Here is a 25621-nt window from a genome sequence, read left to right as displayed (position 1 = left end):
AAATGGATAGCATATATTTACCATGTACTCTTAACCCATTTCTTCAAATAAACTATTTTAAATGAGAGGAAAATTATCTAAGATATTAGAATCTCAATAATATAATTTGGAGTGATATGCTTGAATGATATGGATATATTCAATATTATAACGAGAGATGCAGAAAAAATATTTAAATTTAAAATAATAAGCTATAGAAAAATCTGTGGTGGTTGGTTAAATTTAAAATGGCATATTATTACTGATAGAGGAGATTTCCTAATAAAACAGTTTAGCAATCAACGTTATACTAGTGAAAAAATCAGCATTGTTGAAAAGGCTTTACAAAGACAAAAGATTCTGTATTATAAAGGCATTAAGTGCCCTTTCATTTATTCATACAGCAATAAAATAATACAATCTCCTAAGCCTAATATATGGTATATGCTAATGGAATTTTGTAATGGACATTTAGAAAGTGCAGATACAATTAGCAATAAACAAATGTGTAGACTTGGTGAAATGTGCGGTTTAATGCATAAATACTTTAGTGGTATTTCAATAGAAAATGAAGTCTTTCATTTTAAAAATTATCCTAAAGTATTATGTGACAATTATGAATCGCGGTTAAATGAGGCAGAAAAATTGAATTTATCGCAATACATTAAGGTTGTTAAGAAACAAAAAATAATTATTGATAGTATTGAGGATGGATTTTTTATAAATATTCTAAAAGGGTTTACTCATTCTGATTTTGCAGTTGATAATATATTATTTGATGTTAATGGTGATATCACAATTTTAGATTTTGATACAAACTGCTATTCTTATCAATATCAAGATATAGGAAGAGCAATTATGTCCTTTACATATAATAATAGGCGTATAAATGAATCACTAATAAATGAATTTGTGAATGGTTATAATTTAATTTTGCCGTTAACTATCTTAGATGCAATTAAAGCTTTAAGGTTTTTATGGACTGTAGAGGTCACCTGGTGGATAAGAAGTAGTGTCTTTATTAAAGATGAATCACCAAAAGTAAAAAGATTTGCTGAAGAATTAATGTGGTTAACAGATAATTGGTTTGACTTAGAGAATCAAATATTGTAATGATGAAATAGTTAATCAAATAAGAGAAACCTTGTTTAAATGTTAAAGAAGAAAAATCGGTATAATAAGTAATTATAAAACCTAAACTGCTTGGATAGAGCTAAAGCGTTTAGTTAATATTGATTAGATATTAATAGATCGGGGGAGTTATATTGAATTGTACGTCATGTGGTAAACAATTAGAATTGGGTACATTGAAATTCTCAGATAAACTTAAGTGGATTCCTAATGAGGATAATAATAAATCAGTATTTAAATCATTATTTAATAACAATGCAATTGTAGTATCTGATTCATTATTCTTTCGTTATCAAAGTATATCAGCCTATTGTTGTCCAAACTGCAGAATTATTATTATTAATTATTAACCAATTTAAGAAATTTAGTAGGCATGACTTTATTGATTTCATAATGAATTTATTTCATAAAGAAAGATGAAAAGAGGGCAAAAACACTAAAAAATTGTTCGAGGACAAAACATGAGAACATTAATATAATAAAAAATATCTATATTTTCTCTAAATTTGAAGTTAATATGATTAGATACTGGTAATGATATCTAACCTAATATATATATAATTTTGCTGCAAAGCTGATGGGTAGAATTTTGGGTATGCGGTTAAAAAAACTACACTCAGCATCTATAGGGGGATGTGATGCTGAGTGCATTTGATCATATTCTATGGGAAGATTGGTATTCAATTCTCAAATTATTAGGAGAAAAGAGAACTTTGAAATATCATATAATACATTTTAGGAGAGTACAACGTGAAGAAATTATTATTAGGATTAGTTTTATTAATATTACTAACAAGTTGTGAACAAGGCAATCATGACAATGTTGAAAGTTCACCCACCCATGAGATAAAAACATATAAAGAAGTAATTAAAGATGGTAAAGTAGAAATCGATGGAATTTCTTATGATATCCAGTCAGTTACGAAGATTACAAATACATATGATGATAATGAGAATATTATTGAAAAAATCACTGCAAATGATAATTCGGAAACGCGTATTGAGCTTCTATATGAAAATAATAAAGTGATTGAAGATAGAGGATATTCAAATCGCAAATTAAGGTTTACTACTTACTATTATTACGAAGATAATCTGTTGATAAAAAAGAAAACTGTTCATGAAAGTGGTTTAGAAACCAGTATAGAGTATTCTTATGAAGATAAGACTGAAATGCAAACACATTACAATTCAGACAGTAGTATATCCTTTATCTCAACTGCATATCTAGATGATGATGGTAATATATTGAAAAATAGTATTGCCAATGTAGATGGAGAAGTTACGGGGACAACCACTTTCTATTATGAAAATGAATTATTGATCAAGGGTATACGTGAGAAAGAGGGTAAGAAAATTGCGAGCTTTAATTACGAGTATAATAAGTTTGGTGACAAGATATTAGAGTATAATATCCTTTCTGGTATAAAGGATAATGTTTTAATTGCCATGCTTTATGATATTGAATATGATGAGAATTTGTTACCTAAAACCGTTACTATATATCGAGTACAGTCATTAATAGCAGAGGAAGATATTAGGGACTATTAATAATCTGATTTTTGATGAGTGGCATATGATTATATAATACTATTTTGCCTAAGGATGTATGAATCTGAGTTGATGGAAATATTATGGGATTTAGATTTAAAAGAATAGGGGTATAAGGTAGTGGGAAGAATAGTATAGATTTGCCCTTATAGCTTTTATATAAGCACCTGCTTTTAAGTTAGGTGTTTCTATTTTACATTAATTTTGAGAAAATATTACCAAGTATTGAAAAAAATGTTGACTTTAATAAAAAAAAGCAATAAACTTAAAAAAGAATGAATAAATTATACATTATAAATTATGCAATTATATAGGAAGGGAGTGTTTCAGAAAAAAATATATAATATAACAATTTATGTTTCGCTAAATAATAATCCTGATTATATAGGAGATGATAATTATGGCATGGAAGCATCAAGTTCCTAAGGCTTTAGCTGAAAAAATTGTTAACATATTACATGAGGTGTCAAATAGTGATATTCAGTTCATTGGTGAAAATGGAGAAATAATAGCTACAACCCAGCCCCATAGATTAGGTACTATACATCCCGTCGTAAGGAAAGTAATGTTGGGAGAAATTGAATGTTCCTATGTAACAAAGGAAATGGCAGACAAAATGGAAGGAGCCCTTCCAGGATATGCAGGGCCCATAGATATGGATGGAAGGAGAATAGGGTGTATTGGAATTTCCGGAGATCCTGACCAAGTTCAAACACTGCAAAAAATGGCGGCAATAATAGTAGTCGAAGAGATCAGAAAAGATGAGCTTACCAATAAAAAGCAAAAAATTATTGATCAAGTTGCAGATGAGATAGAAGAAATATCAGCTGCTATTGAAGAGATATCAGCTGGAGCGGAAGAGATTGCTAGTACTAGTCAATACTTAGAATCAACTGTAGGAAAATTAGACCTAAATGTAAATAATATTAATAATGTACTAAGTCTTATAAAAGGCGTTGCAGACCGTACTAACTTAATAGGATTGAATGCTGCTATAGAGGCCGCACGAAGTGGAGAACATGGCCGTGGATTTGCTGTAGTGGCTGAAGAAGTAAGAAAGCTTTCCATAAATACATCTAATTCCCTAAAGGATATCAATAAGGTTATAGAAGAAATTAAAATTGCCATATTAGAAACTTTAAAGGGTGTACATAAGAACTCTCAAACAACTAATGATCAAGCAATAGGGCTACAACAAATATCTCAACATGTTATAGAGATTCATAATAATGTCATCAATTTAACTTAATAAAAACATTATTGAAAGTGACAAATTGATAAATCCTCAGCAAAGATAAAATTAAATCTTGCTGAAGATGATTTATCCTGTTTGTCATTTTTTATATCCCAAATTTGTATTATGGAGTTTCTAAGAAAAAATTTAAAAGTTCTTAGAATATTATTAAAAATTTTCCAAAAGTTCTTCTGCAATTGTTGACTTTAATTTTAGATGGGATTATACTAAATTTATAATGTATATATTATAAATTATAATGTATACATTATAATTGGGGTTCGATCCCATATATTTACTTTGAAAAGGGGGTGATATTTTGAAGACAATAAAATTACCATATCACAGAGATCATATAGACTTAAATATCGATGAAAAGAATCTGAAAGCCATATTAGTGTCGAATGCAGAAGAATATAAGGTAAACAAGAGTGAGCAAGTTATAGTTAATGAAGCACTGGAAAATCCAATAAATTCTCAAAAACTTAGGGATATTGCAATCGGGAAAGAGAAAGTGCTAATCATCACCAGTGATCATACAAGACCCGTTCCAAGTCATATTACTTTACCTATTCTTTTAAAGGAAATTAGAAAGGGTAATAAAAATGCAGATATCACAATATTGATTGCAACTGGATTACATAGAGCCACAACAAAGGATGAAATGATTAAAAAATATGGAGAAGAAATAGTAAATAATGAAAAAATGGTAATACATGATGCTTTTAAGTGTGAAGATATGGTAGAACTAGGGAATTTACCGTCAGGAAGACCATGTAGTATTAATCATCTTGCTGTTGAAGCGGACCTATTAGTTTGCGAAGGCTTTATTGAACCCCATTTTTTTGCAGGATTTTCCGGGGGACGCAAGAGTATTTTGCCAGGAATTTCATCGGAAGAGACAGTAAATGCTAATCATTCAGCAAGGGCCATAGCCCATCCACTTGCTAAAACAGGGGTTTTAAAGGGTAATCCTATACACGAAGATATGATTTATGCTGCAAGAAAAGCAGGAGTAGATTTTATATTGAATGTTATTTTAGATTCAGATAAAAAAATTATTAATGCAGTGGCGGGAGATGTAAATGATGCCCATTTAGAAGGATGTAAGTTTATGGATCAATTATCAGGAGTAGATAAGATAAAGTCAGACATAGTTATTACAACAAATGGTGGATATCCTTTAGATCAAAATTTATATCAATGTCCGAAAGCAATATCTGCAGCAGTTGAATGTGCTAATGAAGGGGGAGTTATCATAATGGTTGCTTCCTGTATTGATGGATTAGGTGGAGAAAACTTTGGAACCTTAATGTTAAAAGGAAGTCCTCAGCAGCTATTGCAATATATTGAAAGCATACCCGATGAGGAAACGATTTCTGAACAGTGGTGTGTTCAAAAATTTGCTAACATATTAATGAAATACAAATTAATATTGGTAACAGATTACCTAGATCATGACCTAATAAGGAAAATGAATATCATTCCAGCTGCGTCCATAAATGAAGCATTAGAAATGGCATATCAAATGAAAGGCTGCAACGCTTCTGCAACTGTAATACCAGATGGAGTATCAGTTATTGTAAGATAAGAGCATAACCTAAAGCTATGATAAAGGAGGGAAAAAAATGAATAAGGAAAGAACTAAGGGAATAAAAAATAATGAAATAGATAATGTCGCAACAATTTTTGGACAAGTGGAAGGGAACAGCGAAATAGATGTCATTGATTCAAAAGGAGAAAAGACAGTAGTAAAAGTCTTAGAAAATATACCCTATGGACACAAGATTGCTTTAAAGGAAATAAAAAAAGGTGAGCAGATAACAAAATATGGAGAGGGACTTGGAATTGCAACAATAGATATAGAAGTAGGTAAACATGTTCACGTACATAATATTGAAAGTATTAGAGGCCGTGGAGACTGGGAGAAAGAAGGGGCGAGGAAATAATGAAATTTAAAGGCTATGTAAGAAATGACGGATCTGTTGGTACAAGAAATTATGTTGCTGTAATCCCAGCTGTTGTTTGTGTAAATGAAGTAGTAGAAAATATTGTTCACGCTACTAATTTGACGGAAGGAATATTGCATCATCAAGGATGTTGTCAGACCCCTCCTGATCTAGAACGAGTGACCGAGTCCCTAATTAAAATCGGTGAAAATCCCAATGTTGGAGCAGTACTTATCGTAAGTCTTGGCTGTGAAGGTGTAGATACCGATAGATTGGAAAAAGAGATAAGGGCAACTGGCAAACCTGTTGAAAGAGTAAATGTTCAAGAAATAGGTGGAACCAGTAAGGCCATTCAAAGGGGTATTGATTTAGCTCAGAGGCTGGCTATAGAGATTGCTGGACAACAAAAAGAAGAGGTAGATATATCAAAATTGACAATAGGGATTAAGTGCGGAGCTTCAGATACCACATCTGGGATCGCATCTAACCCTGTAATTGGATATATTGCTGACAGAATTGTAGAGGCTGGTGGAACAGTGATATTTGGTGAAACTACTGAATTCATCGGTGCTGAGCATATACTTCAAAGGAGAGCAAAAACCCCTGAAGTTGCTAAGGATATCAAAAGAATAGTAGATAATATGGAAAATAGAGCAAAGGCTATTGGAGTTGATATGAGGAAAGGACAACCTACTCCGGGAAATATAGAAGGAGGACTTAGTACTATAGAGGAAAAGTCTTTAGGTGCTATCGTAAAATCAGGAACTAAAGAAATAGAAGGGGTTTTAGAATATACAGAGAAGCCTTGTAGAAACGGGTTATGGATTAAAGATACACCGGGAAGAGAAATAGAGGTGTTGACTGCCATGGCTATTGGAGGATCACAGGTTATATTGTTTTCCACAGGACGTGGAGCCCCACAGGGATTTCCTGTTGTTCCTGTAATAAAGATATGTGGTAATCCAATAACCTATGATAGAATGTGTAATGATATGGATATAAATGCAGGGAAAATTATAGTTGGAGAAAAATCAATAGAAGAAGTAGGGGAAGAGGCATTGGCTAAGTTATTAAGAGTCGCATCGGGGGAAGTAGCAAAGGGAGAAGCAATTAGATATACTAAATCCATGGATATATATACTTTAGGACCTGTTATATAAAGGTTATGATTCAATGAATTGAGGGGTTTATAAGATACTAAACACTAAGGGGGAGTTTTGATGGGTTCAATAATTGGATTGATAGTTGGTATATTAATATTGTTATTTTTAATAATCAGAACTAAAATACATGCATTTCCGGCGCTAGTTATAGTATCTATCTTAGTAGGACTTTTTTCAGGATTATCAACGGGAGATACTCTTAAAGCTGTTTCTGGAGGATTTGGAAATACTCTAGGACATATAGGTATTATAATTGGCTTTGGATGTATAATGGGTAAATTCCTTGAAATAAGTGGAGCGGCCAAAAGAATGGCATCAAGTGTTCTAAAAATTGTTGGAGTAAAGCGTGCCGACGTAGTTTTAGGATTAACTGGTTTACTTGTATCAATCCCTGTTTTTTGTGATTCCGGATTTGTTATTTTATCAGAGCTTGCTAAGGCATTTTCTAGAGAAACTAAAAAGTCCATGGTTGGGTTAGGAGGAATCTTAGGAATGGGTTTATATATTACTCACTTTCTAATACCACCAACACCAGGGCCTCTTGCAGTCGCAGGATTTTTCGGAGTTGATTTGGGTATGATGATTTTAGGCGGGCTAGCCCTATCTATTCCTTTATTTATAATTTCAATCTTCTATTTTAGATATGTGGGACAAAAGTATCCTGATCATATACCCGAAGCAAATGCTGATTTCGGTAATTTAGAGGAAAGTAAGAAGCAGGTGGCATGTGCTGTTTTAGATAAACATCAAAAAGGTGAGGTTTTAGAGAATAGTGATTTCTTCAATTCCCATGATGATACTAAACTCCCAGGGGTTGCGATTTCATTTGCACCAATAGTTGTACCGGTTATTTTGATTCTTATAAATACCATATCAAAGGCAGTAGGCTTAGAGGGTCCTGCTATGAATGTTATAGGGCTTATTGGACATCCTATTGTAGCGGTATTTACAGGACTGCTAATAAGTGTTTATGGTTTAGCTTCAAATCTTACTAAGAAGGATTCAATGAAGATTATGGAGAGTGCAATGGCTAGCTCAGGCTTAATTATTTTAGTAACAGGGGCTGGAGGAGCATTGGGAAATGTAATAAGGGTAACTAATATTGGTAGTACAATAGCTGAATATATAGTTGGCCTAAGTATACCAGTGATTCTTGTACCACTTTTGATTGGGGCTTTAATAAGAATACCACAGGGGTCAGGTACTGTTGCCATGATTACTGGAGGATCTATATTAGCTCCAATGTTACCTACACTTGGTCTAAATCCTTTGATAGCAGCCTTGGCACTTTGTACAACTTCAATGTTTATATCCTATCCAAATGATAGTTACTTCTGGGTTGTAACTCGTTTTTCTGGAATGGAAGTTGAGACAAGCCTAAAGACATGGAGTATTGGAACGGCTATTATACCCGTATGTGGTTCAATATTACTAATCTTAGCAAATTCAATATTTTTCTAGAAAATATATTCAGTATAATTATATATAGATGATAATATTATATCGGCAAAAATAATTTATATACATTTAGTTATAGTTGTTATGATATATACATAGGTTTATGATAAAATATAGTTGTCAATATTTATAGATGTTGACAACTATATTTATATATTGAGCAAATTGCATAATTACCTTCTGTGAAAATCATCTACTGCATATAGTTTTAAAATCTCCAAAGCCGTACCACCAAATATGCTATATCTTAAATATTCAAATTAAGGATGATATTCGCATATGCAATTGTGCCATGTTATAATTATGCAATTTCCTATATCTACTTTTTTGTGAATAATAGATACAATAGTGTATAGAGAAAAAATTAAACAGGGGAGAAGTAAAATGGTTTTAAAACGTAATAGGATTAATCAAATTACTACAATAAAAGAACAAGTCTACAATGTGATTAAAGACAATATTTTAAATGGACATTTTAAACCGGGTGAAAAGTTACAAGAAAAGAAAATTGCGGAGGATTTAAATGTTAGTCGTTCACCTGTAAGGGAGGCCATAAAGGAGCTTATTGGCGAGGGACTTTTAGAGAGTATTCCAAATAAAAGCATAACTGTTAAGAAATTAAGTAATAAAGATATCATTGATATATTTGAATTTAGGAGCATGATCGAGAAGTATTCCATAAATAAAACCATTTCAAGTCTTACGGAAGAAAAAATTAATAGAATAAATGAACTCCTAAAAGAACTAGAAGATACATACAATGCCAATGATCTTCATGCATATTGTCAGGTGGATGTAAATATGCATAATGAGATAATCTTTATGAGTGAAAACATGGTGGTTTATAATGCAATCAAAAACATCTTTTCTTTGATGCAGCCCTTTAGAATCATTTCACTTCATAGTAAGAAAAGATTTAAAGAATCCTTTTTAGAACATAAGGAAATTCTTGAAGGTATAAAAGAAAAAGATTTTGAAAGGGCTTGGAAAGCAAATTCAAATCATTTGAAATTTGCTAAGGAAGAAATATTAAAATATTTGTTAAAAGAAGAATCTGAGAGTAAATAACAAATTAGCAAATTGTATAGTTGTATTCTATAGAAACTATTTACTATATATAATTTAAGAATCCTCAAAGCTGTATTATCAAATATGCTTATATCTTAAGCAATTAAATCAAGTATGATATTTGTATATTAGGCTTAACCAAGTAAGATTCATACAATTTCTTCATAGTAAATAAAGTATTTGATAAGATATGCATAAAAGTCGTAGGATACGTTCTAAATGCATATCTATTTTTGTTGAGGTTAATATATAATACAAGTAAACATTTCTATTATTACCGTGGAAATAATGGAAATGTTACAGTTTTCAACAATGCCGGGGTATTAACAGCATATTTTATATAAGATTATAAAGGATATTGATATAATTTGTGGAAATTATATAGGACTGTGGCCATATTATAGGATTATTGCTTGGTTAATATTAATATAGATTACAAAATAGGCTTAGGAGGTGCTACAATGAAAAAATTAGTTGCATTTACTGGCGCAGGTGTATCAAGGGACAGTGGGATACCTACCTTTGTAGAGCTTGGAGACTTAAGGGAAAAACTTAGTAGAAGTTATTTTGATAGTTATCCCAAGGACTTTTATGACATACTAAAGGAATTTAGAAGAAAGATAAGAGAAGCTAAACCAAATGAAGCCCATAAAGCATTGGCTAAATACGATGTGCCAATTATAACTATGAATATTGATTCTCTACATAATAGGGCCGGAAGTGAGAGGGTCTTAGAAATCCATGGGAATCTTACATACGTATTTTGTCCAAAGTGTAATAAAGAATATGATTTTGACAAAGTATATGATTCAATTTATTGCCCAGATTGTAATCAAATATTACAGCCCAACGTGGTGCTATACGGAGATATGATCCCAGGCTATATGGAAGCTATGGATATAGTAGATTCAGCTGATGCGGTGATTGTCATAGGAACTTCTTTTTACACCTCAACAGCAGGATTCATAGTGGATAGAGCTAAGGCTAAAGGAATAAAAGTTGATATAATCAATGAAAATGCCAAGGAATTGGTATTACAATATCTAGAAAAATTTTTCAACGAAGAATAAAGCCAAGCCCACAAATGATGTGGGCTCAATTTATATTGTTAATGGTACCTACACTTCTAGCAATTCGTCTCCTTCGTCCCATTCTAGAGGACATAATCCTCCAGTCTGAAGAGCCCTAAGAACTCTTAAGACTTCAGATGTACTTCTACCTACACTTAAATCGTGAACTACTTGATATTTAATATTGCCATCGGGATCTATAATAAACAAACCCCTTATAGCAATACCTTCTTCTTCAACATAAACACCATAATCTTTAGCAACCTGATGGGTTATATCAGAAGCTAATGGAAATTTTAATTTTTCTAGACCATACTTATCCCTTGGTGTATTCATCCATGCCTTATGGGAAAAAATACTGTCAGTACTTATACCTAAAACCTCAGCATTTAATTTATCAAATTCCTTAAATTTATCACTGAACCCAGTGATTTCTGTAGGTCAAATAAAAGTAAAGTCTAATGGATAGAAGAACAAAATTAACCATTTACCCTTATAGTCACTTAAACTTACTTTACCAAAATTCTCTCCATCCCCTAATGCAGTTTTCATTTCAAAATCTGGAGCTTTTCCTCCAACTAATCTTTCAGCCATATAAGATAATCCTCCTAATCTTCGGGTTTTGTAAATTATATACGATATTACTAAAAAGCCTGCAATTTCATACTTTATTATTCTCAATATTTTCGTGACCTATGTATTAGTTATGTTCAAAAAATAAACTAGTCATCCTATTTCTCATTTTTGTATGCCCTATTTAGCTCATCTAGGTCACAATTATGTGATCTTCTTATTAAAAAAATTGAAGGATAATTTCTAAATATAGTGAATAATAATAATAGATCTAAAATAGGATTGCACCATTGTTTGGTATAAATTGATATATTGGAAAGGAGGATTTTTTATTAAAAGGAAATATTATGCTAGATATAGTAGTTTAAATTATTTTAAGGCTATTATAAAATTTTTTAAAAGAATATCAGTTTTATATAAGTATTTACTTGATAAAGACGTGAGCATATTTAAGAAAATAATGGTTGTATCAATGCTAATATATGTATTCTCTCCTCTGGATTTAGTACCTGAGATTGTGCTTGGATTTGGATTTATAGATGATGCATTATTAGCTGTATATATAATATCTTTAATTTCAAGTGAATTAGACAAATATATAGTAGAACAAGATGGGGAAAGTATAAGAGTGGATAAAGAAAATATTATTGACAATGTGGATTATGATATTAAAGACCATAGGGATGAATGATTTAAATAAATATTGAACTAAGAAATTTGTTTCTATAAAGATTTTATAAAATTTATGTAGTCTTTATGATATTATTATATTTGTAGTAATTAAAAGGATGGTGTCGCAAATGAAGAATGATGTTAAAGAGGTTTTATTCTCAGAGGAAAAAATCAAAGAAAAAGTAGAAGAACTCGGAAAAAGAATTAGCAAAGATTATTTAGGAAAAGACATAATTGTTATAGGCGTTTTAAAGGGCGCCAATATTTTCCTTAGTGATTTAGTAAGAAAAATTGATATGTCCGTTACTGTTGACTTTATCGATGTTTCAAGTTATGGAAATTCTACTGAGAGTTCCGGTGTAGTTAAGATAAATAAGGACTTAGATTTTAGTATAGAGAATAGAGAGATTTTAATTGTAGAAGATATTATTGATACGGGCTTGACATTAAAATACTTATTAGAAAATTTAAAGTCTAGAAAACCAAAAAGCATATCAATCTGTACTTTACTTGATAAACCAGAGAGAAGGAAAGTAAATATCGATGTTGATTATATAGGATTCAAAATTCCAGATGAATTTATCGTTGGTTATGGAATTGATTATGCAGAAAAATATAGAAATCTACCATATATAGCTTCATTAAAGCAAGAGGTTTACAGTAAATAATAGTGCTAAAGCTGCACTTTTTATTTAAAATGCTGTATAATCAATTACAATACATTATGTATTAAATATGAACCACTTTAGCTTAATAAATTTCTATAGTATAAAATCCTCCAAAGCACTAATAATAATAATGCTTAAAAAAATCTTGAGGAGTGATTATATGGCTACAACATCTGAGTTTGAAGCTATAAAACAGAAATTTATAAATGCAGGAGTAGATGAAAAAATAAGGATTTACACTACAACTTCAGGATTGACAGTTGAGCAGTTTAAGGATCTATTAAAACATTTTCCACTGCAGCATCTCAATAAATTAGAAAAGGCTATGGCATAATAAAAGGCGCTAAAAGCGCCTTTTGTAGTTCTAAAAAGTTCCAAGATTCTTGAGGTCATTAGATAATAAAAACCCCTAACACAAGGGGTTTTTTGTTTTATTCAACTACTATTTCTTTAGAATTTTCCCAAAGACCGTGGATGTTGCAATAGCTTAAAGCATATATTGTACCGGATTTATTAAGCTTAACATTTGTTAATGCAACTGGCTCATCGTATATTTGACCTTCTCCATGGGCAGTAAATTTATAATTGCCTATTTCAACAGGAAATTTCGCTCCTTCTGGATGGAAAAATACTTTAAACCATGAGATATGATGCTCTAAAGTATTTGGATGTTTGATTTCATCACCTATAGTTATCTTTAAATCAAAACCTTCACCAGCAGTAACTTTTTCTGGTGCATGTATTACAGGAACATGCTTCTCACCTTTCCAATCTCCAGTTTGTAAAAATTGACCTAATGTTTTCATTATATAACCTCCATTATTTTAAATTCAATTTGTATATTCTATATATATCCCAAAAATTAAATATCAAACAACTAAATACTGATTTTATTATTTCAACATAATAAATTTTATTTTGGGAATGATTTTGTTAAGGCTTGGAAATATGCATTAGTTATAGTATATTTAAAGTTGAAGAAATTTATCCCAGATTATTCATGGAATGTTTGAAAAAGTGCAAGTAGCTTTAAATCTTCTATGAATGACATGGAATTATGTAAGATTTTTTTGTTGGAGGTTAGAAATTTGAGGGTATTAGCATTGCTCGGTAGTCCAAGAACAAATAGAAATACGGATATACTATTAGGAAAGGTTATAGAAGGCCTCAAGGGGCATAATAATAAGATAAAAAAATATGAGTTAGTGAAACTTAGGATCAATCCATGTATAGGATGTTATAGTTGTGGGGAAAAAGGATATTGTATATATAATGATGATATGAATAGCTTATATAGAGAATTTGATGAAGCCGATATAATAATATTAGCTTCGCCATTATACTTTAATTCAGTAAGTAGTATTAGTAAACTAATGATTGATCGTTGTCATGCCCTTTGGGCTAGTAAATTTATTTTAAAGAAGCCGATGATTAACACACAAAAAAATAGGATAGGGCTATTAATATGTACTGCTGGATCTAGGCAAAAAGAAGATGGCTTTATAGGAGCTGTAAAAGTAGCTGATTTGTTTTTTAAAGCCGCTGGGACAAAGTTCGTTGAGTCCTTACTCATAGATAATACTGATAATATTTCTGTAGCCAACAGAAGTGATGTTTTAGAAAAAGCCTATAATATGGGAAGAGGATTATGTGAGTTAGGGCTATAAAAAGAAGGATGATATAGTGAGAACTATAAAATTTATTATAGTTCTGTAATAATTATTTGACATAGCGTAAAAATTATATCATAATATTTAATGTATTATGTATACAATAACTGTTTGAAGGAGGAAGAAACATGAGCAAGATTTTAGTTCCAGTTGGTCTATCTAACCGTCATATACACCTAAGCCAAGAGCATATTGAGGTGTTATTTGGGGAAGGCCATGAATTAACAAGATTTAAGGATCTTGGACAACCAGGACAATACGCATGTGAAGAAAAAGTTGACCTAGTAGGTCCTAAGGGGACAATTAAAGGGATGAGAGTATTAGGTCCTGCAAGGGATAAAACTCAAGCTGAGATATCTTTTGCTGATGGATTTGTATTAGGAGTTAAGCCTCCAGTTAGAGATTCCGGTGATTTAGAAGGAAGTCCAGGAGCTAAAATAGTAGGGCCTAAGGGTGAGGTTGAAATAGAAGAAGGTATTATTGCTGCTGCAAGACACATTCATATGCATACTAGTGATGGAGAAAAATTTGGAATTAATGATAAGGATATAGTTAAGGTACGTGTTGAAGGAAAAAGAGGTCTAGTTTTTGAAAATGTTCTAGCTAGGGTAAAGTCAAACTATGCGTTAGAAATTCATGTTGATTTAGAAGAGGGAAATGCCGCTGGACTTAGAAATGGAGATATGGTAGAGATTATTAAGTAGTAGGACTACTTTAATTATATAGAAATTTCATTTAAATTTGTACATATAGGGATTTTAGTATAGACTTTAACTTTGGGAAATGTATATAAAACCGCAGCAAAAAATACAGATTTGTGTGGATTGCTACGGTTTTGTATTGATACTAGTTTTTAGATTGAAAAAGCATCATCATATGGTTTTGTTTTTAACAATGTTCATTTAACCATTCAATTATATCCTTATAAACTTCCTCTCTATTTATTTCATTTAGTATTTCATGTCTAGCATCTTTATAAAATTTGTATTTTATATTCTTAATTCCAGCTTTCCTATAGGAATTAAAGGCCTGTAGAACTCCTTTAGTGTTTTTACCCACAGGATCTTTGTCACCAGAGATAAAATATATTGGTAATGCCTTTGGTATGCTTTTGATATTTTCTTTTTTGTTTAAATTTTTAATACCAGTCAGCATATCATAGAAAAATCCAGTTGTAAAAATTTTACCACATAATTCATCATTGATATATTTGTCAACTTCTTTATTGTCCCTACTTAGCCAGTCAAAATCCGTTCTATTTGGTTTAAAAGCTTTGTTAAAGCTTCCAAAGGAAAGCCTATCCATTTTTTTACTTCTGAATTTTTTACCCGCTTTTTTAATCTCATTTTTCACTACAAATATACCTATATCACCTAAAATTCCAGTATTACCACCGGTTCCACTAAGTATAACTCCATTGATTTCATTACCGTATCTCTGAATATAAGACCTTGAAAGAAATGATCCCATGCTATGTCCAAAAAGAAAAATGGGTAACTGGCTATTCTCATTTTTTATCATGTTTGTGAGCCCGTGCATGTCTTCAACTACTAAATTCCATCCATCGTTATCAGCAAAATATCCTAAGCTTTCAAGAGAATTTGCTGTTCTTCCATGGCCCCTATGGTCGTTACCATATACAATGTAGCCATTCTTGGTTAATTCCATTGCGAAGTCACTATATCTTTCAATATGCTCGGCCATTCCATGGGCAATTTGAACAACTCCTTTAGGCTTAATATTATTTTGTAAAGCCCATCTGTTTACATGAATGGCTATTTTATCCCTGGATTTTAAACTAAAGCTTTTCATTGTCATGCCCATCTCCCCCAAAATCAAAAAATTTACAATATGATTTCCTCAATTATAATATAAATCAGTTTATTATGCATCATATATATATAGGCTCAAGTAAATGTAAAATATTTATTGCCATTCTTATATAAACTAAAGTTATAGAGCATAGAAAGTTCCACTTACATTTAATATAAAATTATGGTAATATTTATCTAACCAACGAATGACAATGTTCGACAAATATTTACTTTTTTGTTAAATAATTAATCACTGGAGGTTATTTATGATAAAAATTATGGCTGATTCAACCTGTGATCTGTCAAAGGAAGTTTTAGAAAAGTATGATATTAGTTTAGCTCCCTTAACAATCAATATAGAGGGAAAGGTGTATAGGGATAAAATTGATATACAACCCAATGATTTTTATGAGATCATTGAGGATTTAAATAAAAATCCAACTACTGCAATGCCAAGTCCTACTGAATATTTAGATATAATATATAGATCAATTAAAGAAGGGTATACAGATATATTATGTATTTGTATGTCCAGTGGAACTAGCGGGGCCTATCAATCTGCTGTGATTGCTAAGGAATATTATTTTGAAGAGAATCCCAATTCAAATATTAAGATTCATGTGGTTGACTCAAAGTCCATGAGTCACGGAAGCGGGTGGTTAATTCTAAAAAGTGCAAAATTAAGAGAAGCAGGTGCTACCTTTGAAGAAATAGTAGCATTTAATGAGGACTATAAGACAAATGTAAAGCACTTTCTTTGTGTAGATGACCTATCCCATTTAATCAAAAGTGGTAGGCTCACAAATGCCAGTGCCTTTATAGGTAAGATATTGAAGCTTAAGCCTATAATGAGCATGCAAAAGGGAAAGGGATCAATCGTTGCTAAAGAAAGGGGACTCAAAAAAGTTCTTTCCCATTATGTTAATGAATTTATAGATAGAAATGATTGCAGAATCACTGATTTTATTATAATTGGCTATACTTCAGATATTAAAATAGCTCAAAATTTAAAGCATAAAATTTTAAAGGAGACAGACTTTAGGGGGGATATCTATATAATGCAGATGGGTGTGGCTGTGGGCAACCATGTTGGGCTTGGGGCTATATCCATGTACTTTGTGGAAAAAGGTCATAAAAAAGATAATCTACTAGTAAATGAAGTTAATGGTCTTATTGAAAAGAAAAATGAATTATTCAAAAAGATAAAAATGTAATGATTAAACCCAGATTATTTATAGAAAGTTTGAAAAATACAAGTAGTTTTGAATTTACTATAAATAATCTGGGTTTAATGAATTGTCCTTGATAAGGGATAAAATTTAGAATAGCAAAAATTTGTACAAACAGTTACATTCCTAAGTTTTATTATCTAAGAGCATACCTGTATAGTTACTATTTTCATATAATTTCTCTAAAGCTTTTCTTTTTGGTATTCTGATATTTTTAAATGCAGAAAATAATTTTAATATGATTCCTTTAGTAGGTTCAAATAAAAATTCTAGCACATGTTCATTATTTTCTATATTTCTAATAAAGTTTTTTTCATTAAGCTTAAGCTCTTTTCCTTCAATAATATATATACCTAGGTTTTCTAATTTGTTTTCATAATCAACGAGAATTCCCTGTATTTTCCTTACTTGATTAGTGCCAAATGTTTCATCAAAGGAGGTCAAGGACCTTATCGCATTATTATAATTTGATATTAAGGCTTTCATGCTATCAAGCAATTTATCCTTATCAAAGTTTTCTATGGCATCTTCAAGGAGCTGTTCATCATGATAAAATTTCTTATACTCCTTCCTTAATTCCTTAAGATTTTCATAAAACTGGTCATAAAATATCAGATGATTTTCTGATGAATAATAGGCAGAGTTTTTTATTGGTGGTATGGATGAGACAGATTTAACGGCATCGGTTTTATTTACAGAGGTATTACGATCTACAAAACTAGTACGAATTCTATCTTTTTTTAATGATGAAACCTTCATATTAGCATCACCCTCATTTGCAACCTAGACTTTCTATAGGTACCTAGGTTTAAGTTATATAATATATTTCGGTGAGAAAGGGGTCTATCTTTATATTAATTTATAAAATCCCTATAACTGTTTTTGTAGGAAAGTACAAATCTTAATAATTTATTAAAAGCATTGCCAAAGCAATTCAAAAATTGTATTATATGTAAGTACGTTGAATTTGGGTACAGATGAAATGTAAGCATTATTTACATTTCGAAGTGCTAACAAATAAAGAGGGGGATTTTAAAATGAATAAAAAAACAATGGCAGTAATTTTAGCAGTAGTTGTAGTATGTGTAGCTGCTCTAGGGATTTACCCAGTAGTAAAGAACAATATGATTACCAAAGACCCAATTAATCATATTATGCACAGTTCTATTAAAACAGGAAAGGAAACAAACGCAAATGCAACTGTTTCCATTACAGCTGAACTTGATGAAAAATTAGCACTGGAACAAGGAGCATTTGATTATATGTCTCAAGATCCAGAAGCTATGGCTAAATTTGCAAACTCATTAATTAAAAAGTTTGAAATTCTTTATGACATTAACATGATAACTGAAGAAGGTAACGAACTATTTAAAATGGACGCAGGTCTTGGAATGAACTATAATGGAAAAACATTGATAGATGGTAAATTTTACCTAAAACCATGGGAGCTTGGGATAGAATTACCTAAGCTTTATAAAAAATCATTATATGTTGATATTAACGAAGTACTAAAAGAAGAAGGCTACGATTACAATTTAAATGATATTGATTTCAAGGCGTATTTAGATTTAATTAGAAAAGAAGACGATCTTTATAAAGCTGTAGTCAAAAATTATCAACCATACAAGCAGGTTATTTATGATTACCTACAAGGCAAGGTTGAAAAGCTTGATGGAGATAATACTATAGCATTAAATGTTTATGGTGAGCAAAAAGAAATGAAGGTAACTAAATATAAATTAAACATCAATATAGTAGATATATATGATGTATATGCAGATATTCTTGAAATTGCTAAGAAGGATGCAGCTGTAAAAGCTTTAGTAGAAGCAAGAGTTAAGGAATTTAAGGATCTAGTGATTAAAAACAAGGATTATGAAAAGTTTGGATTAACTGAAGAAGAATTTAATGAAGGAATAAAGGAAATGGAAGATGAGATAGCTAATAACTGGGAGAAAGGTATAGATGAAGTGATTAGTGAATTTAAATCAATCCCTTCACAACCAGAATTTGCTGCTCTTAAAAAATATGACAGTAATTGTATAATAGCTATTGATAAAGAACATATCATGAGACAGATTGAATTGGGTATGCAATCAGAATTCATAAAGATAAAAGAAGTTGTTTCTTATAATGCATTTGGCAAAGATGTTAAAGTTAGTACGCCAAAGGAAGAATCTGATAAAGTTAATCTAATGAAGCTTAAAGATGATGAAGCGTTAACACAAGAAATAGCCCAAGAGGTAATAAAAAACCTAGGCTCTGAATTATTTGGGGGAGAGGCTGTAGAAGCCTTAGTATCAGATATAAAAGAAGAAGCAAAGGTACTACCTGCTGAGGAAAGTGAGCAAATTATCAATAATATAGATGGGATGATAAATCAAATTCAAATGACTCTACCATTTATGTTAAATGGATTGGGAATTTAAATGATTGAAGTAAGCAATCTATGTAAAACTATACAAAATAAGATCATCCTAAATGATGTGAGCTTTAAGCTTGAGGATGGAGATGTCTTAGGTATTGTCGGCCCTAATGGGGCCGGCAAATCCACATTGATTTCAATTTTAGCTACCATTATGAAATCCACAAGTGGAAGTGTTTCATATTACCTTAATGATAAATTATATAATGATGATATCAAAAAAATTATTGGTTATGTGCCTCAAGATATAGCTCTTTATGAGGATCTTACCATAAAGGATAATCTTTTGTTGTTTGGTGCAGCTATAAGTAGTGACAAAAAAGTTGTACTTAATAAGATTGAAGATATATCCAAATCCTTAGACTTGATGAAACAATTTAATACTAAAGTATCTAAATTATCTGGGGGAACAAAAAGAAGAGTGAATATTGGGATAGGATTACTCAGAGATCCCAAATTTGTATTTATGGATGAACCCGTTGTGGGTGTAGATTATATGGCTAGGAGAGATATTGAAAGCATCATATCTACCATGGGAAAACAGGGGAAGATTATAGTTATTACAAGTCATTTAATTGAATTTATTGAGAATACATGTAACAAGCTACTAATATTAAAGAATGGAAAAAAAGAATATTTTGGTGATTTCAATGATAAAATCAAATTTAAAATCTGAATACAATAAATTAAGCATGTTGACAAAAATGGAAGTGAAACGAATTTTAAACCAACTCTCCAATGTAGTTTTACTGATTCTATTACTTATCCTATTTGTTAACATGTTTATTTTTATTTCAAGAAACAATGAAGTTAAAATCCACTCAAAGGTAGCCATTGCTGTGGAAGATAATTCATTTGAAGTAAATACTCTTATGAAAAATATAACAGAAAATAAGCTAAAGGGAATAATTAACTTTGAAGAGACTACCCTTGAGAGTGGACTTAAGATGCTAAAACAAAGGGAAGTTATAGCAGTAATACATGTGGATGAAGGAACCACAGAACTATTAAATAGTGGCAAAGCTACATCATTTAATTTATATATTGAAGATTCTTCAGATATAGTCGTAGGATTTCTTACAGATTATTTGAAAAACCTGGTAAAAGTATTGAATGAGGGTCAAAGTGGAGCAATGATATATTGGGATATTATGAAGTCTGAAGGTCTTGATTTTGATGGAAGAATAAAGGAACTTAATAGGGTAGCACTAAGTTATATGAGTGCATTTCTTACAAGGGGTGGAGTATTTGAGGATTCTACGGACTTGGATAAATTTTATGGGACAGCATTGATTAACTATTACTTTTCTGCAGCTTTAATAATTGTGGCTATAATAAGTGCAATAATGTTTCATATAGATATAGATGATGATTTCAATAAAGGGAGAATAAGAAGAGTATTAAGTAGTGGTTTTAGCCCTTGGCATGTATACTTTGCAAAAATAATTGCCGGGGTAGCTTTTTCAACCCTACTTTTGATTTTATTCCAAACATTATATTTAATTTACTTTGATACTTTTTCCTTAGGAGTCTTCCTGAGGTTTATAATATCCTCCACTATGCTCAATGCCATTATCAATATGTTAGTTATAATATTCTATATAGCTATAAGTAATGACACAATAAGGGATGTAAGCTTTTTTATAGTATTTTCACTACTTATATTTACTAGTGGAATTATTTTACCACTTAGTTCTATGGATAGGGTATTCAAATTATTAAGCAGGTTTAATATATTAACTATAGGACACCATCAGCTATTAGGATATACTTTGACATTTGAAAGAGTTTTAGTAATATCCTTATATTTCATATTGCTAATTATATTAATTAAATATTCACATAGGAAAAGGCGGGATGTGGAATGAATGCTTTATTAAAAATGAAAATCAGGAATGAGTTTCTAACAAAAAGAAATTTGTTAATGATTTTTATAATCCCACTTTTGATTTCTTTCATATGTACATATATTGATGGGGAAACGAGAAGCCCATCAAAGGTATATAGTATAGCTATTATAGATCATGATAAAACCGATCTTTCAGCTTCCCTTATAGATGATATAAAGGGATATGATGAGATAGAGCTTTCTATTGAGAAGGACTTAGAGAAGAGCTTGAGGAGACTTTCCAGAGGAAAATATGATGCAGTTTATGAAATTAAAGAAGGATTTCATAATAATATTATGAATAGAAAATTTGATGATACATTAATTTCCCATAAGGAAAGTAACTCTACAGCCGTTAAATGGATAAATGATCAGATAAGCCTTATTGTAGTGCGAAAATGGCTATATGTAGATGCCTTTAGCAGGATTCGTGATTTAGATTCTGATTTTAACGAGGAAGAATTCAGAAAAAGATTTGAAGAATCAATAGACAATAATAGAATACTATCCTTAAGGATAGAGGATATAAATAATGGGAAAGGTCTGCTTACCGATAATGAGACCAAGGGTGAAATTGCTTTCAAAGGTCTTTGGGCAAGTACCATCATTTTTCTGATTATTAGTTTCGGAAAAATGATAGTTGATGATAGAGAAAAAAGAATAATAATGCGACTGGAGCTGTGTGGTTTAAGGAAGATAGAGTATTATGTTTCCAGTCTTATATTAGTGCTTTTAAATATAATACCTGGATTTATTGTTTCATATTTCACTATGGGATATTTTGAACAACAGGGGATATATGGTTTTGTTATTACTGTATTGGTTACTGTGTTTTACAGCCTTTGTACTTGGCTAATAGTTGTACTGATAGGATTTGGTTTTAGTTCTAAGAAGAGCTACAGCTTAGCTAGTCAAGTGTATCTATTAATTTCAATTATTTTAGGTAGTGGATTGTTGAATGGGATACATAGATTAGCTGACTATGCTTCTTGGATTCTTCCCATTAAGTGGTATATAAATTTTTAAATTTTAATACTATTGAATGAGGAAATTGCATAACTCTTACTTGGCAGAATTGCATAATACATATGGTAGATAGTTTTTGTAGAAGGTAATTATGTAATTTGCTCGAATGGATATTATGCTATAATTTAGAAAAAAATATCAAAAATTTCATTATATTGTCCGATAATATATATGGACAATATTTAAATTGGGGGGATATTATGGATATCAAAGGAATTTCATCTAGCCAATATCATATTTCGGCTAGTAATATTAGATCAAATAGAAATGTAGGAGAAAAGGAAAAAAAATCCATGGAAGCTAAAAAACCGTTGGCTTCTAAGGATAGAAGGATTCAAGCTCTTGAAAATCAAAAATCTAAATTAGTGGAGCAAATAGGGAAGATAAAAGAGAGTGACTGTGACTATAAACTTAAACAGGAAAGAATTACTGAGATAAAAAAACAAATTCAAGAAATAGATTCTCAAATACGGCAAGCTAAATTAGAAAGTATTACTAAAAAGGATGAGTTAAAGGAAACTACTGAAAAGCAAGAAAATAAAATAGATGAAAGAAAGAAAAAGGATAATAAAAATAAGGGTGGAGTTGATTCTTCAAGGGTTGAACATTTAACAAAGATAGATAATATTTATTCAGAGATTAAAGGGTTTTCAAAATTAAGAACATATTTAAAGGGAGAAGCCCGTGTCAAAAATGCTGAGATAGGAGCGGATTCATCTAGAGGGGCAAATGTTTCTGATAAGATAGAAGAACTTGTAGAAATAGAAGGAAGAATAGAAAAAATAGAAAAAAATATGGGAAAATACGGGAATGAAATTCAGGAAGAAATTAAAAGGTCCAGTGAAGAAGAAAATAATACAGCAGAGAAGGAAAACAAAATAGAAGATACAAATAAGAATGAGAATGGGAAGGATAGCAAAGATAAAAATAGAAAATCTTTAGATTTCTACATATAGATTAAGAAGTTGCATGGATAAATCTAACTAATTGTTAAAACCGCTATTATATAGGCAATAGCGGTTTTAACAATTATAGATAAATAACTTTAAGGGCTAATAAATTTAAAATGTTAATATTGTTTATCTATAGTTGGAAATTAAATTAAGAGACTTTAAATAGACTTCTACTTAGCTATTTGATAAAATATGATTATATTATATGCAATATTTACAAATAGAGCAAATTGCATAATTACTTTCTATAAAAACCATCTACTACATGTAGTTTTAAAATCCTCAAAGCTATACCATATATATTATGCAATTGTGCCAAGTAAGAGTTATGCAATTCCCTCAAGTACATATCTATAAGGGATTTAACAAATGTATTTGTAAATATTAATTGAGTATTGGAGATGATGATTTAATGATGAGTGATAACATACATCAATTAACCCTTGATGATAAAGAAGTTATCTTAGTTGGCACAGCCCATGTATCACAAAATAGTGCCAAGGAAGTAAAGAACATTATTGAACAAGAACAGCCCGATACTGTTTGTATTGAGCTTTGTCAATCAAGATATGATTCCCTATTTGATAAAGATAGATGGGCTAATATGGATATTATTAAGATTATTAAAGAAAAAAAAGCATTATTGTTCTTAATAAATTTAATAATGGCTTCTTATCAGAAGAAGATAGCTAAACAACTGGGCGTTAAAGCAGGTCAAGAAATGATGCAGGGAATTGAATCAGCTAAGGAAGTTGATGCTGAAATCGTACTAGCAGATAGAAATATAGATGTGACTTTCAAGAGGATACTAGCAAATCTTAATCTATGGGATAAATCAAAATTAGTATTTCAACTAATTTACAGTGTATTTGATAATGAAGAGATTAGCGAGGAGGATTTAGATAAACTTAAATCGGAAGATATGCTAAATTCGGCTTTGAATGAAATGACAAAAAATATGCCTAGATTAAAAACTAGTTTAGTAGATGAGCGGGATAAATATTTGGCTCAAAAAATAAAAAATGCACCGGGAAATAAAATAGTGGCTGTTCTAGGGGCGGCTCATATACCTGGAGTTAAGAAAGAGATATACAAAGAAAATGATTTAAAAGAACTTAGCAAACTACCTAAACAAAGAAATATTGGTAAATATATCTCGTGGATTATACCGGCAGTTATTATTTTTTTGATAGGGTATACATTTTTTGTCAATAAAGATATGGGTGTAAAACAAGTCTTAAGCTGGGTACTTTGGAATGGAAGCCTATCAGCTTTAGGTGCAACTATTGCAGTTGCTCATCCCCTTTCTATACTTACAGCCTTTGTAGCAGCTCCCATAAGCTCATTAAACCCTCTCATTGCCGCTGGTTGGTTTGCAGGACTAGTCGAAGTTTTAGTTAGAAAACCAAGCGTAAAGGAGTTTGAAAGCTTGTCCGATGATATTTTAAATATCAAGGGATTTTGGAAGAATAAAGTAACTAGAACCCTATTGGTCGTAGTATTAGCTAACCTAGGAAGTGTTCTTGGTACTATGGTTAGTGGAACTGATATAGTAAGACTATTTATAAATAGTTTATAGTATATAATTATGGTAGCCTAAAAAATTAATAAAAAGAACTTTTACACTGACAAGAATTTAGAGAAAACTAAATGAATATGGAGGTTAATATATGGCTAATATAAAATATGAAATAGTTGAAAATATAGGAGTTTTAACTGAGTCCCCAAAGGGGTGGGCAAAAGAGCTAAATCTTATTAGCTGGAATGAAAGAACACCTAAGTATGATCTTAGGGACTGGGCTCCAGAGCATGAAAAGATGGGTAAGGGCATAACACTGACCAAGGAAGATTTAAAGAAGTTAAGGGATGTACTAAATAAAATGGATTTATAAATAAAAACTTAGGGGTATGTAATAAAGCCCCTAAGTTTTTATTTGAATTCATGTTTAAAGAGAAAAATTGTATTTGTCAATTGAAAATTCCCCTAATTTCTAATTAAACTTTCCCCTAGGGGAGTAAAAAAAATTATTGATTTTGAAGCCAAAGCTTTGTTTCTTTTAGTCTATAGGAATTGCCATTCATATTAACTATATATGATTT

At 30.9% G+C, this 25621-nt stretch carries 27 protein-coding genes and 1 pseudogene; 24 read left to right on the top strand and 4 right to left on the bottom strand.

What is annotated here, in order from left to right:
* The first annotated feature begins 129 nt into the window (after positions 1-129).
* The 11 genes and pseudogenes from N4A68_15690 (at position 130) to N4A68_15640 (ending at position 10603) form a co-directional block, all read left to right on the top strand.
* A complete protein-coding gene (locus N4A68_15690) occupies positions 130-1092 on the top strand; it encodes a phosphotransferase (protein MCT4565739.1) in 963 nt (320 codons plus the stop codon).
* Between the two features lie 152 nt (positions 1093-1244).
* Positions 1245-1460, top strand: coding sequence for a PF20097 family protein (locus N4A68_15685; GenBank protein ID MCT4565738.1), 216 nt, complete (start codon positions 1245-1247; stop codon positions 1458-1460).
* Between the two features lie 400 nt (positions 1461-1860).
* Entirely contained in the window at positions 1861-2661 is an 801-nt protein-coding gene (locus tag N4A68_15680) for a hypothetical protein (protein MCT4565737.1), read from the top strand.
* Positions 2662-3061: 400 nt separating this feature from the next.
* A pseudogene (locus N4A68_15675) lies at positions 3062-3436 on the top strand (hypothetical protein).
* Positions 3413-3910, top strand: coding sequence for a methyl-accepting chemotaxis protein (locus tag N4A68_15670; GenBank protein ID MCT4565736.1), 498 nt, complete (start codon positions 3413-3415; stop codon positions 3908-3910). The pseudogene N4A68_15675 and the gene N4A68_15670 overlap by 24 nt, the downstream one beginning before the upstream one ends.
* Before the next feature lie 304 nt (positions 3911-4214).
* Positions 4215-5486 (top strand): nickel-dependent lactate racemase, encoded by a 1272-nt coding sequence (gene larA / locus N4A68_15665; protein ID MCT4565735.1) that lies wholly within the window; start codon positions 4215-4217, stop codon positions 5484-5486.
* Positions 5487-5523: 37 nt separating this feature from the next.
* Positions 5524-5844 (top strand): UxaA family hydrolase, encoded by a 321-nt coding sequence (locus N4A68_15660; GenBank protein ID MCT4565734.1) that lies wholly within the window; start codon positions 5524-5526, stop codon positions 5842-5844.
* Positions 5844-7004 (top strand): UxaA family hydrolase, encoded by a 1161-nt coding sequence (locus N4A68_15655; GenBank protein MCT4565733.1) that lies wholly within the window; start codon positions 5844-5846, stop codon positions 7002-7004. Before N4A68_15660 ends, N4A68_15655 begins: the two co-directional genes overlap by 1 nt.
* A gap of 60 nt (positions 7005-7064) precedes the next feature.
* Positions 7065-8468 carry a GntP family permease gene (locus N4A68_15650; protein MCT4565732.1) on the top strand — a complete coding sequence of 468 codons (1404 nt, stop codon included), beginning with the start codon at positions 7065-7067 and terminating at the stop codon, positions 8466-8468.
* A 381-nt stretch (positions 8469-8849) separates the two neighbouring features.
* Positions 8850-9533 (top strand): GntR family transcriptional regulator, encoded by a 684-nt coding sequence (locus tag N4A68_15645; GenBank protein MCT4565731.1) that lies wholly within the window; start codon positions 8850-8852, stop codon positions 9531-9533.
* A 461-nt stretch (positions 9534-9994) separates the two neighbouring features.
* On the top strand, positions 9995-10603 hold the full coding sequence (locus tag N4A68_15640) for a transcriptional regulator (GenBank protein MCT4565730.1): 609 nt from the start codon (positions 9995-9997) through the stop codon (positions 10601-10603).
* A gap of 48 nt (positions 10604-10651) precedes the next feature.
* Here N4A68_15640 and N4A68_15635 read toward each other — a convergent pair whose 3' ends face one another.
* Positions 10652-11197, bottom strand: a complete 546-nt coding sequence (locus tag N4A68_15635; protein ID MCT4565729.1) for a peroxiredoxin — start codon at positions 11195-11197, stop codon at positions 10652-10654.
* 439 nt (positions 11198-11636) lie between these two features.
* Here N4A68_15635 and N4A68_15630 point away from each other — a divergent pair, with 439 nt between their 5' ends.
* The 3 genes from N4A68_15630 to N4A68_15620 all read left to right on the top strand — a co-directional run bounded on the left by N4A68_15630 (position 11637) and on the right by N4A68_15620 (position 12850).
* Entirely contained in the window at positions 11637-11867 is a 231-nt protein-coding gene (locus N4A68_15630; protein ID MCT4565728.1) for a DUF1232 domain-containing protein, read from the top strand.
* Positions 11868-11976: 109 nt separating this feature from the next.
* On the top strand, positions 11977-12516 hold the full coding sequence (gene hpt, locus N4A68_15625; protein ID MCT4565727.1) for a hypoxanthine phosphoribosyltransferase: 540 nt from the start codon (positions 11977-11979) through the stop codon (positions 12514-12516).
* A gap of 160 nt (positions 12517-12676) precedes the next feature.
* A complete protein-coding gene (locus N4A68_15620) occupies positions 12677-12850 on the top strand; it encodes a hypothetical protein (protein ID MCT4565726.1) in 174 nt (57 codons plus the stop codon).
* A 97-nt stretch (positions 12851-12947) separates the two neighbouring features.
* Here the strand turns inward: N4A68_15620 and N4A68_15615 are convergent, their stop codons facing one another.
* Positions 12948-13322, bottom strand: coding sequence for a class II SORL domain-containing protein (locus tag N4A68_15615; protein ID MCT4565725.1), 375 nt, complete (start codon positions 13320-13322; stop codon positions 12948-12950).
* Between the two features lie 282 nt (positions 13323-13604).
* Between N4A68_15615 and N4A68_15610 the strand changes: the two genes are divergently transcribed.
* Complete coding sequence (locus N4A68_15610) at positions 13605-14183, top strand: flavodoxin family protein (protein MCT4565724.1); 579 nt, start codon at positions 13605-13607, stop codon at positions 14181-14183.
* Between the two features lie 131 nt (positions 14184-14314).
* Entirely contained in the window at positions 14315-14890 is a 576-nt protein-coding gene (locus tag N4A68_15605; protein ID MCT4565723.1) for a phosphate propanoyltransferase, read from the top strand.
* A 184-nt stretch (positions 14891-15074) separates the two neighbouring features.
* On the opposite strand, the gene N4A68_15600 is transcribed toward N4A68_15605, so the two are convergent.
* Complete coding sequence (locus tag N4A68_15600; protein MCT4565722.1) at positions 15075-16004, bottom strand: lysophospholipase; 930 nt, start codon at positions 16002-16004, stop codon at positions 15075-15077.
* A 262-nt stretch (positions 16005-16266) separates the two neighbouring features.
* Here N4A68_15600 and N4A68_15595 point away from each other — a divergent pair, with 262 nt between their 5' ends.
* Positions 16267-17214, top strand: a complete 948-nt coding sequence (locus tag N4A68_15595) for a DegV family protein (GenBank protein ID MCT4565721.1) — start codon at positions 16267-16269, stop codon at positions 17212-17214.
* Between the two features lie 141 nt (positions 17215-17355).
* On the opposite strand, the gene N4A68_15590 is transcribed toward N4A68_15595, so the two are convergent.
* Positions 17356-17988 (bottom strand): hypothetical protein, encoded by a 633-nt coding sequence (locus N4A68_15590; protein MCT4565720.1) that lies wholly within the window; start codon positions 17986-17988, stop codon positions 17356-17358.
* A 278-nt stretch (positions 17989-18266) separates the two neighbouring features.
* Between N4A68_15590 and N4A68_15585 the strand changes: the two genes are divergently transcribed.
* The 7 genes from N4A68_15585 (at position 18267) to N4A68_15555 (ending at position 25413) form a co-directional block, all read left to right on the top strand.
* On the top strand, positions 18267-19658 hold the full coding sequence (locus tag N4A68_15585; GenBank protein ID MCT4565719.1) for a hypothetical protein: 1392 nt from the start codon (positions 18267-18269) through the stop codon (positions 19656-19658).
* Positions 19659-20330: an ABC transporter ATP-binding protein gene (locus tag N4A68_15580; protein MCT4565718.1), complete on the top strand. Its 672-nt coding sequence runs from the start codon at positions 19659-19661 to the stop codon at positions 20328-20330. It abuts the gene before it with no gap.
* Positions 20305-21522 (top strand): ABC transporter permease, encoded by a 1218-nt coding sequence (locus N4A68_15575; protein ID MCT4565717.1) that lies wholly within the window; start codon positions 20305-20307, stop codon positions 21520-21522. The genes N4A68_15580 and N4A68_15575 overlap by 26 nt, the downstream gene beginning before the upstream one ends.
* The gene (locus N4A68_15570) at positions 21519-22568 is read left to right on the top strand and encodes an ABC transporter permease (protein MCT4565716.1); all 1050 of its coding nucleotides are present in this window, start codon (positions 21519-21521) and stop codon (positions 22566-22568) included. The genes N4A68_15575 and N4A68_15570 overlap by 4 nt, the downstream gene beginning before the upstream one ends.
* A 200-nt stretch (positions 22569-22768) precedes the next feature.
* A complete protein-coding gene (locus tag N4A68_15565; GenBank protein MCT4565715.1) occupies positions 22769-23524 on the top strand; it encodes a hypothetical protein in 756 nt (251 codons plus the stop codon).
* A 412-nt stretch (positions 23525-23936) separates the two neighbouring features.
* Positions 23937-25100, top strand: coding sequence for a TraB/GumN family protein (locus tag N4A68_15560; GenBank protein ID MCT4565714.1), 1164 nt, complete (start codon positions 23937-23939; stop codon positions 25098-25100).
* A gap of 91 nt (positions 25101-25191) precedes the next feature.
* Positions 25192-25413, top strand: coding sequence for a YdbC family protein (locus N4A68_15555; GenBank protein MCT4565713.1), 222 nt, complete (start codon positions 25192-25194; stop codon positions 25411-25413).
* The last annotated feature ends 208 nt before the right edge of the window (positions 25414-25621 follow it).

The organism is Maledivibacter sp. (genome assembly GCA_025210375.1).
GTDB lineage: Bacteria > Bacillota > Clostridia > Peptostreptococcales > Caminicellaceae > JAOASB01.
The sequence above is the reverse complement of the archived record's forward strand: the minus strand, read 5'-3'. Positions and strand labels throughout refer to the sequence as shown.

What these genes read in the sequence shown, in the direction of transcription:
- N4A68_15580 (MCT4565718.1), top strand. Translation starts at nt 19,659, where the DNA reads ATGATTGAAGTAAGCAATCTATGTAAAACTATACAAAATAAGATCATC.
- N4A68_15630 (MCT4565728.1), top strand. Translation starts at nt 11,637, where the DNA reads ATGGTTGTATCAATGCTAATATATGTATTCTCTCCTCTGGATTTAGTA.
- N4A68_15555 (MCT4565713.1), top strand. Translation starts at nt 25,192, where the DNA reads ATGGCTAATATAAAATATGAAATAGTTGAAAATATAGGAGTTTTAACT.
- N4A68_15660 (MCT4565734.1), top strand. Translation starts at nt 5,524, where the DNA reads ATGAATAAGGAAAGAACTAAGGGAATAAAAAATAATGAAATAGATAAT.
- N4A68_15575 (MCT4565717.1), top strand. Translation starts at nt 20,305, where the DNA reads ATGATAAAATCAAATTTAAAATCTGAATACAATAAATTAAGCATGTTG.
- N4A68_15600 (MCT4565722.1), bottom strand. Translation starts at nt 16,004, where the DNA reads ATGACAATGAAAAGCTTTAGTTTAAAATCCAGGGATAAAATAGCCATT.
- N4A68_15585 (MCT4565719.1), top strand. Translation starts at nt 18,267, where the DNA reads ATGAATAAAAAAACAATGGCAGTAATTTTAGCAGTAGTTGTAGTATGT.
- N4A68_15645 (MCT4565731.1), top strand. Translation starts at nt 8,850, where the DNA reads ATGGTTTTAAAACGTAATAGGATTAATCAAATTACTACAATAAAAGAA.
- N4A68_15565 (MCT4565715.1), top strand. Translation starts at nt 22,769, where the DNA reads ATGGATATCAAAGGAATTTCATCTAGCCAATATCATATTTCGGCTAGT.
- N4A68_15615 (MCT4565725.1), bottom strand. Translation starts at nt 13,322, where the DNA reads ATGAAAACATTAGGTCAATTTTTACAAACTGGAGATTGGAAAGGTGAG.
- N4A68_15655 (MCT4565733.1), top strand. Translation starts at nt 5,844, where the DNA reads ATGAAATTTAAAGGCTATGTAAGAAATGACGGATCTGTTGGTACAAGA.
- N4A68_15605 (MCT4565723.1), top strand. Translation starts at nt 14,315, where the DNA reads ATGAGCAAGATTTTAGTTCCAGTTGGTCTATCTAACCGTCATATACAC.
- N4A68_15650 (MCT4565732.1), top strand. Translation starts at nt 7,065, where the DNA reads ATGGGTTCAATAATTGGATTGATAGTTGGTATATTAATATTGTTATTT.
- N4A68_15560 (MCT4565714.1), top strand. Translation starts at nt 23,937, where the DNA reads ATGAGTGATAACATACATCAATTAACCCTTGATGATAAAGAAGTTATC.
- hpt (MCT4565727.1), top strand. Translation starts at nt 11,977, where the DNA reads ATGAAGAATGATGTTAAAGAGGTTTTATTCTCAGAGGAAAAAATCAAA.
- N4A68_15595 (MCT4565721.1), top strand. Translation starts at nt 16,267, where the DNA reads ATGATAAAAATTATGGCTGATTCAACCTGTGATCTGTCAAAGGAAGTT.
- N4A68_15620 (MCT4565726.1), top strand. Translation starts at nt 12,677, where the DNA reads ATGGCTACAACATCTGAGTTTGAAGCTATAAAACAGAAATTTATAAAT.
- N4A68_15690 (MCT4565739.1), top strand. Translation starts at nt 130, where the DNA reads ATGGATATATTCAATATTATAACGAGAGATGCAGAAAAAATATTTAAA.
- N4A68_15570 (MCT4565716.1), top strand. Translation starts at nt 21,519, where the DNA reads ATGAATGCTTTATTAAAAATGAAAATCAGGAATGAGTTTCTAACAAAA.
- N4A68_15590 (MCT4565720.1), bottom strand. Translation starts at nt 17,988, where the DNA reads ATGAAGGTTTCATCATTAAAAAAAGATAGAATTCGTACTAGTTTTGTA.
- N4A68_15640 (MCT4565730.1), top strand. Translation starts at nt 9,995, where the DNA reads ATGAAAAAATTAGTTGCATTTACTGGCGCAGGTGTATCAAGGGACAGT.